Here is a 13,483-nt window from a genome sequence, read left to right as displayed (position 1 = left end):
TTTCAGCCTCGTAATTCGGCCTGATGAACTTTCTCGACTGCTGATAAAATTGCCTGATAAGACGCTTCTACTTCCTCGTCTTTTAATGTACGTTCCGGGTCCTGATAGAACAGACTGAAAGCGATCGATTTTTTACCGGCTGGCAGGTGTTCGCCCTGGTATACATCAAATACTTGAACGTCTTTTAGCAAGGAACCGCCTTGTTCCTTAATGGTAGTTTTGATGTCTCCAGCTGGTTTTTCTTGATCCACCACTAGGGCAATATCCCGTGAGACAGAAGGGAAACGCGGAATTTTGGAAAAAGTTGGTTCACTATTCGCATGATCCAGCAATGCTTCCAAATCCAGATCAAATACATAAGAGTCTTTCAAGTCATAAGATTGCTGCAGAGAAGGATGGAGCTGGCCAATGAATCCAATCGATTGTTCCCCTATATGCACTTGAGCTGTCCTGCCAGGATGCATTCCGGGTATTTTCGCCTGCTTAAATGCTGCTGTTACTCCCAATTTATCCAGTAACCCCTCCACAATCCCTTTTATCAGGAAAAAGTCTACTTGTTTCTTTTCCTGCTGCCAAGGATGGATAAACCAATCACCTGTAACTGCTCCAGCCAGTCTTAGCAATTCCTGCGGCTGTTCAGACAGCTTTTCCCCTGACGGAGATACAAAAACAGTACCCGCTTCGTAGTAAGCCAGATTCGCCTGTTTTCTCGCAGTATTGTATGCAAAGGATGCCAACAGTTCTGGAAGAATGCTTAACCGCAAGTTACTGTGCTCTTCACTCATCGGCATGGACAAGCGGATAGACTCTGCTGCCTGCTCACGGATTTCCGGACTGACAAGGGTTTCTGCCCGCTGCTTACTTGTCAGGGAATAAGTGATGGCTTCCATCAAACCGGCACCTTCCATATAATGTTTGATTTCCCTTTTTAACAACTGCCGTGGCGTCAGGCCGCCAGCCTGGCCGGCACCTGCCGGTAGCGTGTATGGTAAATTGTCATACCCATAGATGCGCGCAATCTCTTCGACCATGTCCTCGAATAAAGTGATATCTCCGCGACGGGTTGGAACTGATACGACAAATACCCCACTACTTTGCTTATAATCAAAATGAAGTTTCCTTAAAATATCAGCTATTTCTTCGGTAGAAATCTCTGTTCCGAGACGCTCATTGACTTTGTCCGTACTGACCTCTACTGATGCTTCGCTAAGATCCAATTGGTCAAATTCCACTGGACCCTGCAAAACGGTGCCTTCAGCATATTCACTTAACAGTTGACACGCTCTTAGTCCGGCTCGCTTCACCCGTTCCGGATCTACTCCTTTTTCGAACCTGGTACTGGATTCACTTCGCAGACCATGATCTTTCGAGCTCTGTCTTACTGCGGCAGGAGCAAAATAAGCTGCTTCCAGCAAGACCGTTGTGGTCTCATTGGAAACTTCCGAATTTGCACCGCCCATTACTCCCGCAATTGCCGTCGGCTCCTCGCCATTGGTGATAACCAAGTGATTGGTTGAAAGTTCCCTTTCTTGATCATCAAGTGTAGTGATTGTTTCCTTATCCGATGCCCTGCGAACTACTATCTCTTTTGAGCCAAATCGATCATAATCAAAAGCGTGCAACGGCTGACCATATTCCAGCAAGACATAATTCGTAATGTCGACAACATTGTTAATCGGACGTATCCCAGCAGCAATCAAATAATTTCTCATCCATAAAGGAGAAGCCTTCACCTTTATGTTTTTGATTAAAAACGCCCCATAGTACGGGTTCAGCTCCGGTTCCTCCACCGTCACTTTTACGTAGTCGGCTGTAATTTCCGAAGCCAGATCAACCGTTTCGTCTGGAAGCTTCACTGGTGTATCCAAAATCGCGGAAGTTTCGTAAGCCACTCCCAGCATACTCAACGCATCTGCACGGTTTGGAGTAAGTCCCAATTCCAGAATTGCATCGTCCAAATTCAGCAGTTCCAGAGCATCTGCACCGATCTCAGCATCTTCCGGAAATACGAAAATACCTTCTGCAAACTCCTTCGGTACAAATTTTTCCTCAATCCCCAGCTCTTGCAGCGAGCAAATCATCCCTTGTGATTCCACGCCCCGCAGCTTGGCTTTTTTGATCTTTACATTGCCAGGCAAAACGGCACCAGGTTTCGCCACTGCTACTTTTTGACCTTGAGCAATATTAGGTGCCCCACATATAATTTGTAACGCTTCTCCACCAGCATCTACCTGGCATAAATTGAGCTTATCGGCATTAGGATGCTTTTCACAGGATCTAACGTAGCCGACCACCACACTTGAACTTTTTTCGGCAACATATTCGATGCCCTCAACTTCTATTCCAGACTTGGTTATTTTTTCGGCCAGCTGTTCCGGCGAAATATCATCGATATCGACGTAATTTTTCAACCAATTTAATGATACAAACATATTTTTTCCTCCTGATTTACGCTTTATGGTACTGCTTTAAGAACCGGACATCATTAGTATAAAAATGACGAATATCATCTACACCGTATTTCAGCATAGCGATTCGCTCAGGTCCCATCCCAAAAGCAAAACCAGTATATTCTTTCGGATCATAACCAGCCATTTCCAATACGCGTGGATGGACCATGCCGCCGCCCAATATTTCGATCCAGCCGGTCCCTTTACAAACGGAACAACCTTCCCCATGGCAGACTTTACAAGAAATATCCATTTCGACGGAAGGTTCGGTAAATGGAAAGAAGCTTGGCCGCAAACGAATTTCCCTTTCTTCACCGAACATTTGCTTGGCAAAACGGTTCAAAACTCCTTTCAAATCACTCATCCGTACATTCCGGTCGACATATAATCCTTCGACCTGCGTGAACTGGTGGGAATGTGTAGCATCATCTGTATCCCTGCGATATACTTTGCCGGGGCAGATCATTTTCACCGGTTTACTACCCTGGAATTTCCCCATTGTTCTTGCTTGTACCGGCGAGGTGTGGGTTCGCATCAACAATTCCTCTGTAATATAAAAAGAGTCTTGCATATCGCGTGCTGGATGTCCTTTGGGCAGATTCAGCGCTTCGAAGTTGTAGTAATCCGTTTCTACCTCCGGACCTTCGCGGACTTCAAAGCCCATTCCGATAAATAAATCCTCGATTTCTTCGATAATGGAAGTCAGCAAATGCGGACCGCCTACCGTAACCGGCCTCCCAGGTAAGGTGACGTCGATTGTTTCTTTTTCCAGCTTTTCTTCCAGTTCTCTTGCTTCGATGCTCTCCTTTTTCGCGTCCAGTTCTCCGGCAATAGCTTCCCGAACTTTGTTTGCCAGTTCACCGATCACAGGGCGTTCTTCCTTAGAAAGCTTGCCCATCCCTCTTAAGACTTCCGTGATCGGGCCTTTTTTTCCTAGATAAGCGACCCTGATATCCTGAAGCTCGTTCAAGGTATCTGCTTGTTCCACCTTGTTCAATGCTTCCTCTTTTAATTCTTGCAATCGTTCCTTCATGTGCAGGAACCTCCTTTTAATCATGAATTGATATGTTGGCCGGTTGTCCCTTTCTCGTTTTTATTGCAGTAAAAAAAAGTCCCGCCCCTCTGGTAAAAAGGGACGAGACTTATGTATCGCGGTACCACCCTTGTTGATGCGATATGCACCCACTCGAGTTTGATAACGGAAAGAATCCGGAACACTATTACTTGCCAAAAACAAGGTCCAAGTGTCGGCTCCAGAGTGAAGGTTCAATCATTACTTCGATAGAAATGCTTTCAGTCTTAGGCATTTCATCCCTGAAATCGATTTGTAATCATTTACTTGCTCTTTCACGGCCTGTCAATATAATCAATGTTATTTTATTATTATAGAAAAAGCTTTTGTTTCTTGCAACCCCTGACTGTTCGTTTACGAGTTCTTATTATCTGCAAGGTGATAAAGTAAAATGCCAGCAGCTACACTAACATTCAAGGATTCTGCTTTTCCGAATATAGGGATATGGACGATGTCATCGACCTTTTCCAAAACATCGGAAGAAATACCCGCCCCTTCATTGCCGACAACCAACGCAGCTTTTTCCGGAACAGATACTGCTGAATATGGACGCGCATTCTCCAATGCAGCAGCCCATACAGTGAAATGATCCTTTTGTAGCTTATCGATGATCGGCAAAATATTGCTTTGAAAGATCGGGATATGAAAGATGGATCCCTGCGTGGAGCGCAGAACTTTGTCATTATAAATATCAGCCGACCCAGTACCAACATAAACTCCATCGAACCCGGCAGCATCCGCTGTACGGATGATGGTCCCAAGATTACCGGGGTCCTGGACATTATCGATCAGCAGCACTTTTTCAAACTTCTGTTCTTCTGGCTTTCTTGCTTCCACTACAGCAGCAATTCCTTGAGGCGTTTTGGTATCGGTTATCGTATTCAGAACATGGCCGGAAACGATTGTTACCTCTTGATCCTCAAGCCAACCAGGTACCTGTGCACCTTCAGTCAGTATTACTTCTTTTACATGCCAGTCGCTTTTCAAAGCCTCCTCAATCATATGGTAGCCTTCTACAAGGAAACTGTTTGTTTTCACTCTTTCCTTGCGCTTTTTTAACTTTTGCCAGTTTTTCACACGGCTGTTTTGAACAGAAGTTATCACGTACATCATCCTTTTGATAAAATTCCTTTCTATCATACATATTTCCCTACTCGCTGGTCAAACTATCTATTACTTGATGAAAAATTAACCAGATGAGGTGATAGAATGGATTTGAATTTACGAAAAGCTATCCTTGCCAATGTAGCAGACAATAATACTGAACAATTGGAAGCAACCATACTGGATGCCATTGAAAGCGGCGAGGAAAAAATGCTGCCCGGATTAGGCGTTTTGTTCGAGCTAATCTGGCAGCAATCAGATGAATCGGATAAAGAGGAAATGCTCGCTGCTCTTGAAAAAGGAGTCCAGCAGGCACAATAGTCAAAAAGCTTTACGTTTTTATAAAAAGAGACCAAGAAGCAGGCTTTTCGTTTTATCCCCCCCATTGCATGCTATTTCTCTCTACCTTAATAAAAAATCCTCCCGTTCCAAAAAGCCGGAGGATTTTTTGTCGTTTCTTGTATTTTTGACCATTGCCTGTTCAGGGAAAATCAGGTAATATATATGTAATGAATTACCTTTTGGAGGAACATCCATGGAAATTAAACAACTTCAAAATCTTATACAGATGCAAGCAATGTCAATTTTAAGCGGTGGAAATCGCGCATCTACCAGTGATTCTGCTTATCTGGAAGCTGCATTTCAGCAAATTCTCCAGCAGCAGGTGAACAACTACCAGACATCCCCTGCAAGCAAGCCAGAAGCCTCTGAGGTTTCTTCTTATGCCTCCTCTATGCCTGCGTACCCTCCTGTTATCGATTATACGGATTCCAACTCGAGTGGTAATACCCAAGCCATAGACAGTTATATTACAAATGCAGCAGAAACTTTCGGAGTCGATCCTAAGTTGATTCGTTCAGTAATCCAAGCGGAATCCAACTTTAACTCTAAAGCCGAGAGCGGGGCTGGCGCACAAGGATTGATGCAATTGATGCCTTCGACCGCCCGTGGACTTGGCGTTCAAAATGCATGGGACCCACAACAAAACATCATGGGTGGTACCAAGTATTTAAAACAAATGCTGGATCGATACAGTGGTGACACTTCTCTGGCGCTTGCAGCATATAATGCCGGTCCGGGTAATGTCGATAAATATCATGGGATCCCTCCTTTTCAGGAGACACAGAATTATGTCAAAAAGGTTATGGGAACCTACCTTGTATAATCTTGATAAAAAGGGGCTGTCCTCATTGGATAGCCCCTTTACGATTATTCTGCTTTTGTTAACCAAACGTAATTTCTTTCACTTTATCTTCATCCAGCCCTTTGATGACTTCCACAATTAATTTAACAGCGTTCTCAAAATCATCCTGATGCAGGATTGCTGCATGGGTATGGATATAGCGTGTTGCAATCGTGATAGACAATGCAGGAACACCATTTGCCGTTAAGTGAATAGAACCTGTATCAGTTCCGCCTGCAGCCATCGTGGCATATTGGTAAGGGATTTTCTTTTCATCTGCTGTGTCCAGGACGAAATCCCGTAAACCCTTATGCGAAATGGCAGATGCGTCGTAAAGAATAATTTGTGGCCCCTTACCAATTTTACTATCCGCCTCTTTGTCAGAAATACCAGGCGTGTCACCAGCAATTCCAACATCCACGCCAAAACCGATATCTGGTTGAATGGCATGAGTGGCAGTACGGGCACCTCGCAGACCAACTTCTTCCTGAACGGTTCCGACTCCGTAAACGACATTTGGATGGTTTTCTCCCTTTAACCGCTTTAATACTTCAATCGCAATGGCACAGCCAATCCGATTATCCCATGCTTTCGCCAGCAGCAGCTTTTCGTTGTTCATTTGAGTAAATTCAAAATAAGGAACGATAGAATCTCCCGGACGGACACCGAATTCCTCAGCTTCTTCCCTGCTGCTAGCACCGATGTCGATGAACATGTCTTTTATTTCTACCGGCTTCTTGCGTGCTTCTGCAGGAAGAATATGGGGCGGCTTAGAACCAATGATACCTGTAATATCGCCTTTTCTTGTCATCAGAGTGACACGCTGGGCAAGCATTACCTGGCTCCACCAACCGCCAATGGTTTGAAAGTAAACAAAACCATGCTCATCAATCCGGGTAACCATAAATCCTACTTCGTCCAGGTGTCCGGCTACCATTACCTTTGGTCCACTCTCTTTTCCTGTTTTCTTGGCAATCAGACTTCCGATATTATCGGTGAACACCTCATCTGCATATGGGGATATATACTTTTTCATTACTTCTCTTGCTTCTTTTTCATTGCCGGATATCCCTCTTGCATCCGTCAATTCTTTTAGCATTGTCACCGTTTCATTGTATTCAGCCATATGTAAAATCCTCCTTTTTAAGGTTCATATAAAATTATAGCGCTTTTAACCAGGATAAACAAAACATCTAATCGCTACCTTTTCCTTCAATACCCTTGCTGCTGCCGCTGATGGTTGACTTTGTTTTTCTTATCATAGGCATCCTGAATTGCTTCTTCCGAGAACCCAAGTTGATGGCCCAATTGTAGAAAGGAAGTAAACAATTGACGGTAATTTATTTCACTAGGATCTTGCTTGAATGTGATGCTTCGTTCATAAACTTTGAGAAACAAGGAAGTCTCATCCATCCTCGAAGTATGCACCGTTTCAGAATCATAGCGGTAGCCGCTAGCAAGTCCCAGCGACAAGATAAAGTGTAATCCATCCACATATTCTTCCAGAATTATCGCCGGTTCACTTTTTGGCTTTTTGCTCCAGAACTTGAAGCTTCGCGCCTCATTTGCTAATTCGCCGATTTCCACTAACAATGCCAGTACTTTTTTTTCGAACACTTCATCCGGTTTTATTTGGTTATTTGTCTGGATATGCTCATCCAGCCGTCTTTGTGTTTCAAATAATTGCTCCCAATACATCATTTTCTCCTTTTTGAACTTTTTTTCGATTATAACATGCCTATTCACAAATTGGTGAAACCTGGACGTGCTTCTGTTCGTAAAGAAGGGAAGACTCTAAAACAGGAGACGGTGTGTATGATAGTCCTACTCTTTCGCTTATTGATTTTAGTCGCTGTTATCATGCTTCTTTATACAGTATACAAATATTTGATCAATCCAAACAGGAAGCTGGAAGTAGCACGTGAAAAAAAAGACTTTTTCTTTTTGGATGAGCCAGATAATATTAAAAAAAATTTTCTGATGACCTATAAAGGTTTCATTTTTGAAGGGGAAAAGTACTTGGGGACTACGGAGAATTCATTCGACGTAGTGAATATCAGCATTCATGCGCACTATCCAGGAGAATTGAAAGGTTTAGAAAGGGATGACTTGTATTTCATGGAGGAGGAAGTGCTTATCAGATATCCGCATGCAACTATTGAATGGAAACATCCAATCGATAAATTGCTTATTAATAAATAATTCGTTGAAAAAAGCAGGTGCATGCAGCGAGGCCACTGAAAAACTGAAGTTTTATGGTATTTCTTCATTGTACAAGAAAAAAGAGTTGATTTTCTTTTTTAGATTGGCCCTTGGTAATTCCACGATGTGCGAGCGGTGGTGACGCCTGCGGGAACAGCGCGAGCCGAAGATCCACTTGGTCAAGTGATCTTCTTGACCAAGTTAGCTGAGGCCGTGCCCGCGGCAAGCATCCACCGACAAGCGATTCGTGGAATCAAGCATCTGCTTTTTTCAATGTTTGACCGTCTGGGCTTTGTCAACGAAGAATTCAGACCATTTCAAGGTCAGTTCTTTTCTGCGAAGCACATAAAGAAACGGAAGCAATAACAGTAAAAAAAATACCATGAATACAGGCGAAAAATTCGATATCCATTTACCGAATGACGTATAAAGCACCGCCAGTGGTATGTTGGAATAAAAAGAAGAGCGGACGTATTGTTTAAAACTCGTAGAGATTTCTAAAATACATAAAGACAACAAATGAAAATGAATAAAAGGGACGAGTCGCAGTACTGCAACCTGGGAAGTTGTCAATCTTATTCGTTTGCCCATCAGTTTTTGCTTCAATCGTACAAGTTTTTCCGACATACCCGGCAGCCAGTTCACTAATTTGTAGAATGTCACGCTTGATAGGGTAATTCCGATTACCGAATAAAATGTACCAGCTACTGCCCCAAAGAGTATCCCTCCTGTTATGCAAATCAAAACAACAGGCAAGAATAACAACGGGCGCACTAAATGAAATCCTATGAACAGGATAGGAGCAAAATATCCGCCCGTCTCGGCCATAGCCAACACAAAGTTTGTGACATCCCCCATCACCTTTGCCCCCTTTTTCGTTCAGCTCATTCTATGACAAGAGACGAGCTGTTATGACAAGAAGCTTCTAACGAAGTTGTCCTGTTTAGCCGAATATGCCCGTATAAAGACTATCCCTTCAGCTGTATCAATAAATATATGTGAATGAAAAGTAGTAGAGGCATCCCTAATTTAAAGCTGAGGTGTCGGGTTTTATGCCTGAACGTGTACATTCCGGCAATCCCGCCTGCCGCACCTCCTATCAATGCTACCAGCCAAAGCGTCTTTTCTGAAATCCGCCACTGGTTTTTGACAGCCCTCCGCTTATCAATACCCATCAGCACCCACACGGCGCTATTTATTGCTATTAAGTACATTAGCAAAATTATTTCATTCGTCATGCTCCACCTCCAATTATGAGTTACTAATCGCTTGATAGATGCATAGGCTCAGCTTTATTACAGTTATTCACTCCACCAACTTAATCACGACAGGTTAAACCACCAACATTCCGTACTCAGCTCTTTTTCTTTTCGGTTCTACGTCAAATGTTGGGGTGGGAGAAATTTGCTCCTACTCCTTAACCCACTTGAAAGCCCCTGAATTCCTTCAGTTGATGATGTAATAACACTTTCGTTCTTAAGCGATCGTAACGACGAAACCCAAAAGCATTCCGTTTGATNCCCGCCAATATAATAAACCTCTTTGGATTTCACTCGCAGCTTGATCAGTAATTTATACCACCATAATTGCAACTTCAGCTTCCATTTCCCCATCTGTATCCTCTCCTTTTTACGATTATTAAGCAGATGTTGCTGCTGAATATTTAAGAAGACCTGGATGCAGCAGGCAGTGATAACTGCCATCTGATGCAAGCCTTCCAAACTGCATACCAATAAGCACCTTATTGGTGACGATTTGTTTATTTTGATAAGTAGTGTCGATGGAATCAGGTCTAAAGACAAGCATAAATGAATGCCCGCCGCCTACTCCTTGATACGGAACCAAACGTAATTTATCCTCCCAGACCTCTGGAAGCCGATCAAGCTGGAGATTTTCCTGGACCCTCTGAAAAGCAGCAAGTTCTTCTTCGCTGAACCAATAAAGCAGCAATGACTGTTCACAAATGATGACCGGCTCTTTCGTGATTGGGTCTACAAGTGAATTCCCACTGTCCATGTAACCTGTAGTCAAAACCTTCTTACCAAGAAAAGACAACGTGATAGAAAACAAATGATCGACTTGCAGTTTATCAAGTGCGTGCTTGTCCATACGGTTTTTCGTAAACCACCAGACACATGGAAAACCGAATAAAACAAAAAGCCAGCTAACCTGGTCCCCGAACCCTGTTTTAAATGTCAGCAATCCGCTGGAAGATGCAAGTACCTGTTGGCCGATCAAAAAGTGAAGCGCAATCAAACTGCCGCCAAGAACAAACGATACGAAGTAAAACCAGCCAACACTAGCACGGAAAGACTTGACATTCTGCCAGCCGAAAGCAGTCCAGACAATTAGTAGAGAATATAGCCCTTTTCCCCACCACGTACTAAGCGGGAATTCCGGGAAAAAAATAGTGAACGGAACGAGTAATGAAGCAATTAATGCACCTAATATCAGCCTTAAACGGTTATGCTGTCTTTTCGTTAAATAACTGGTGAGCATTAAAATCATCCAATCCAACATAAAGTTCAAAAGCCATATAGCATCTAAATAGATTGTCACGGACACTCTTCCTTTCAATCTACCAATCGGGACTTGTAGCAAGTATAGCGAACTGTAAAATAGAAGTCTGTCATTTCTTGAACTATAAAAACAACTTATTTTCAGAATTTATCAGTGATTTTGTCAAACGATTTTTTTAAAAGAAAAGCGGATAGCCAATCCATCCTCAGACCGTAAAAAATTGGTTCTACGTCAAATGTTGGGGTGGGAGAAATTTGCTCCTACTCCTTAACCCACTTGAAAGCCCCTGAATTCCTTCAGTTGATGATGTAATAACACTTTCGTTCTTAAGCGATCGTAACGACGAAACCCAAAAGCATTCCGTTTGATGACTTTCGTTTGGTTGTTCAATCCTTCAATAAACCCATTGCTATAATCGAGCGCAAAGCTATTCAGAATCTCTGTCTGCCAATTCTTCAAGGTGCCAATCGCTTGTAGATATTCTTCCATACCACTTTGCTTCACTCGGTCATAATACTGATACAATCGTTGTTTTACATAGCCAATATCGGTTTTCCCCATTGCTTTTGCCTCTTCAAACCAGCTGCGAAAAGCCTCTTTCAGCTTATAGGCGACTCGTAGTTCATCCGATAGATCGAGGTATCGGTTCAGATACCAGCGCTGCTTCTCGGTTAGTTCCTCCTGCTTCTTGTAAAAGATATGTTTCATCCGTTTACACTTTTTCCGGTCGTATTCATGGAAGTTCTTTTGGACTCGCCTGCGCACCTTTTCCAAAGCCCAATAAATATACCGACAAAAATGGAAACGATCGGCCACAATGATGGGGCTTCCCACCGCCTTCCGGACAGCTGACTTAAAACTATAGCTCATGTCCATGATGACCTTCCGGACATTACCCCCTTTTTCCCGAAGGTACTGCTTGACGGTTTTGACGGATCGATCAGGCAGGATATCTATTGGATTTCCGGTCTCTCCATCGCCAATGATGACCTGGTATTTCCCCGCATTGGTATCGCCTTTATATTCATCAATCGCAATCACTTCTGGAAGCTCTTCCACCTCTTGAAGTTCTGGTGTGGCCACCTGATCGAACCGGCGAATGGCTGTAGCTTGTGAGGTACGGAACTGCGCAGCGGTATCCTTGAAGTTCATCCCCTGGATCACCCGAAGGCCAAGTGCCTGGTTCCACTCTCTTGAATGACGCTGATAACGGTCCACCATCGGATTGGCTTCTGCGAATCGTTTACCACAGGAACAGGCATAGCGTCGTTTGCGGTAAAACAAATAGGTGGTTCGTTCAAATACCTTTAAGTGCTGGATTTTCTGTATTCGGTAATCATGAACGCGGGAAGTCTGGTTACCACACGCCGGACAGGTTTGCGCCTGCCTGGGCATCTCCACCTCTATGTGGTAAGCTCCCTCCACCTCTTCTACTTTCTTGATAGAAACACTTTCTAATCCGGGTAATGTCATGTTAGAATGCATGTACACACAACTCCTATCTGCTTGTTTCTTAGTCAATTCAAGTGTAGTAGAGATAGGAGCTTGTGTGTATTTTTTATGCGGAATTTTTCTAAAACCCCAACAAATATTGTAGAGCCTTCTTTTCTATAAAGAGTTTTCTGTTACGAGTGTTTCATTTAGCCTAAAGAAAAACCATCCTCGCTGAACGAGAATGGTTTTGGCTACCTTTATTTCAGTGCTTCTTTTGCCTTGTCAGCTAGCTGAGCAAATGCTTTTTCGTCATGGATAGCCATATCAGAAAGCATTTTGCGGTTCACTTCGATTCCAGCTTGCTTTAGACCGTGCATTAAACGGCTGTAAGAAAGGTCGTTCATACGTGCTGCAGCATTGATACGTGCGATCCAAAGCTTACGGAATTCACGCTTTTTCTGTCTGCGGTCACGGTATGCGTATTGACCTGATTTCATAACTTGTTGTTTAGCTGTTTTAAATAGGGCATGTTTGGAGCCATAATATCCTTTAGCAAGCTTTAATACGCGCTTACGACGTCTGCGAGTAACTGTTCCACCTTTTACACGTGGCATAATAATTCCCTCCTAGTATATATAACCGATAGATTCGGATGTAAGTTTATTTGTTTGGCAGCATTTGCTTGATGCGTTTGTAGTCTCCAGCAGAAACAATATCACTTTTCCGCAATTTACGCTTTTGCTTTTGAGACTTGTTTGCAAATAAGTGACTAGTGTATGCATGAGAGCGTTTAAGCTTCCCAGAACCTGTTTTTTGGAAACGTTTTTGAGAACCTTTGTGGGTTTTCATTTTTGGCATGTTATGTTCCTCCTTGTAATGAATGTTCATACTTGCGGGGAAAATTACCAGCGCATCTCTGCGTCAGCTTGCCCCTCCGGTACGCACGTATCTTTTTATACGCTGTGTTCCTCGGTGCTGCGCTTCCTTGATCTACTTGGTTCTTTTCTTCCTCATATGAACCATTATTTTCTTGAATGTTCATACTTGCGGGGAAAATTACCAGCGCATCTCTGCGTCAGCTTGTCTATCTTCCTCCTGCATGAACCATAAACTTGTTTACTTACGGGTTGAAAAAACAAACCTTACTCGTTCAAGTTATTTTTCGTTGGTTGGTGCTAGCATAAGGAACATGCTGCGGCCTTCCATTTTCGGCTTCGTTTCAACAGTAGAAATGTCTTTACATTCCTCTGCCAATTTTTCCAGGACTTCCTGGCCTAATTCTTTATGCGTAATCGCACGGCCACGGAATCGAATCGAAGCTTTCACTTTATCGCCTTTTTCAAGAAACTTTCTGGCATTGCGCAATTTCGTATTGAAATCATGATCTTCAATACCAGGGCTTAAGCGAACTTCTTTAACATTGATAACTTTTTGTTTTTTCCGTGCTTCTTTTTCTTTCTTTTGCTGCTCAAAGCGATACTTTCCGTAATCCATGATCCGGCATACCGGCGGTTTCGC

Annotated in this window: 15 protein-coding genes and 1 other annotated feature; of the genes, 3 read left to right on the top strand and 12 right to left on the bottom strand. The window is 43.2% G+C overall.

Annotated features, from left to right (window positions below; translation table 11 throughout):
- Positions 1–2 precede the first annotated feature (2 nt).
- The 3 genes from pheT to BN1067_RS11355 form a co-directional block, all read right to left on the bottom strand.
- Complete coding sequence (gene pheT / locus BN1067_RS11365; RefSeq protein ID WP_053218968.1) at positions 3–2,432, bottom strand: phenylalanine--tRNA ligase subunit beta; 2,430 nt, start codon at positions 2,430–2,432, stop codon at positions 3–5.
- Between the two features lie 16 nt (positions 2,433–2,448).
- Entirely contained in the window at positions 2,449–3,483 is a 1,035-nt protein-coding gene (pheS, locus tag BN1067_RS11360; RefSeq protein WP_053218967.1) for a phenylalanine--tRNA ligase subunit alpha, read from the bottom strand.
- Positions 3,484–3,578: 95 nt separating this feature from the next.
- Positions 3,579–3,810, bottom strand: a binding site (T-box leader).
- Positions 3,811–3,876: 66 nt separating this feature from the next.
- Positions 3,877–4,626, bottom strand: coding sequence for a TrmH family RNA methyltransferase (locus BN1067_RS11355; RefSeq protein WP_053219040.1), 750 nt, complete (start codon positions 4,624–4,626; stop codon positions 3,877–3,879).
- 105 nt (positions 4,627–4,731) lie between these two features.
- On the opposite strand from BN1067_RS11355, the gene sspI reads away from it, so the two are divergent.
- A complete protein-coding gene (gene sspI / locus BN1067_RS11350) occupies positions 4,732–4,947 on the top strand; it encodes a small acid-soluble spore protein SspI (RefSeq protein ID WP_053218966.1) in 216 nt (71 codons plus the stop codon).
- A 214-nt stretch (positions 4,948–5,161) separates the two neighbouring features.
- Positions 5,162–5,791, top strand: coding sequence for a lytic transglycosylase domain-containing protein (locus tag BN1067_RS11345; protein ID WP_053218965.1), 630 nt, complete (start codon positions 5,162–5,164; stop codon positions 5,789–5,791).
- Between the two features lie 58 nt (positions 5,792–5,849).
- On the opposite strand, the gene BN1067_RS11340 is transcribed toward BN1067_RS11345, so the two are convergent.
- Positions 5,850–6,935, bottom strand: a complete 1,086-nt coding sequence (locus BN1067_RS11340; RefSeq protein ID WP_053218964.1) for a M42 family metallopeptidase — start codon at positions 6,933–6,935, stop codon at positions 5,850–5,852.
- Positions 6,936–7,021: 86 nt separating this feature from the next.
- On the bottom strand, positions 7,022–7,507 hold the full coding sequence (locus tag BN1067_RS11335; protein ID WP_053218963.1) for a dUTP diphosphatase: 486 nt from the start codon (positions 7,505–7,507) through the stop codon (positions 7,022–7,024).
- A 117-nt stretch (positions 7,508–7,624) separates the two neighbouring features.
- Here BN1067_RS11335 and BN1067_RS11330 point away from each other — a divergent pair, with 117 nt between their 5' ends.
- A complete protein-coding gene (locus BN1067_RS11330) occupies positions 7,625–8,011 on the top strand; it encodes a sigma-w pathway protein ysdB (protein ID WP_053218962.1) in 387 nt (128 codons plus the stop codon).
- 270 nt (positions 8,012–8,281) lie between these two features.
- Here the strand turns inward: BN1067_RS11330 and BN1067_RS11325 are convergent, their stop codons facing one another.
- The 7 genes from BN1067_RS11325 to infC form a co-directional block, all read right to left on the bottom strand.
- Positions 8,282–8,869 (bottom strand): TVP38/TMEM64 family protein, encoded by a 588-nt coding sequence (locus tag BN1067_RS11325; RefSeq protein ID WP_053218961.1) that lies wholly within the window; start codon positions 8,867–8,869, stop codon positions 8,282–8,284.
- 110 nt (positions 8,870–8,979) lie between these two features.
- Positions 8,980–9,249: a DUF1294 domain-containing protein gene (locus BN1067_RS11320; RefSeq protein WP_053218960.1), complete on the bottom strand. Its 270-nt coding sequence runs from the start codon at positions 9,247–9,249 to the stop codon at positions 8,980–8,982.
- Positions 9,250–9,649: 400 nt separating this feature from the next.
- Complete coding sequence (gene spoIIGA / locus BN1067_RS11310) at positions 9,650–10,570, bottom strand: sigma-E processing peptidase SpoIIGA (protein WP_053218958.1); 921 nt, start codon at positions 10,568–10,570, stop codon at positions 9,650–9,652.
- Positions 10,571–10,798: 228 nt separating this feature from the next.
- Positions 10,799–12,022, bottom strand: coding sequence for an ISL3 family transposase (locus BN1067_RS11305; protein ID WP_110943399.1), 1,224 nt, complete (start codon positions 12,020–12,022; stop codon positions 10,799–10,801).
- Positions 12,023–12,222: 200 nt separating this feature from the next.
- The gene (gene rplT, locus BN1067_RS11300; protein WP_053218957.1) at positions 12,223–12,579 is read right to left on the bottom strand and encodes a 50S ribosomal protein L20; all 357 of its coding nucleotides are present in this window, start codon (positions 12,577–12,579) and stop codon (positions 12,223–12,225) included.
- A gap of 46 nt (positions 12,580–12,625) precedes the next feature.
- On the bottom strand, positions 12,626–12,823 hold the full coding sequence (gene rpmI / locus BN1067_RS11295) for a 50S ribosomal protein L35 (protein WP_026771086.1): 198 nt from the start codon (positions 12,821–12,823) through the stop codon (positions 12,626–12,628).
- A gap of 297 nt (positions 12,824–13,120) precedes the next feature.
- Positions 13,121–13,483 (bottom strand): translation initiation factor IF-3 (gene infC, locus BN1067_RS11290; protein ID WP_053218956.1); only part of this gene is annotated, 363 nt, incomplete at its 5' end.

The organism is Virgibacillus senegalensis (assembly GCF_000821245.2).
GTDB classification, from domain to species: domain Bacteria; phylum Bacillota; class Bacilli; order Bacillales; family Amphibacillaceae; genus Sediminibacillus; species Sediminibacillus senegalensis.
The sequence above is the reverse complement of the archived record's forward strand: the minus strand, read 5'-3'. Positions and strand labels throughout refer to the sequence as shown.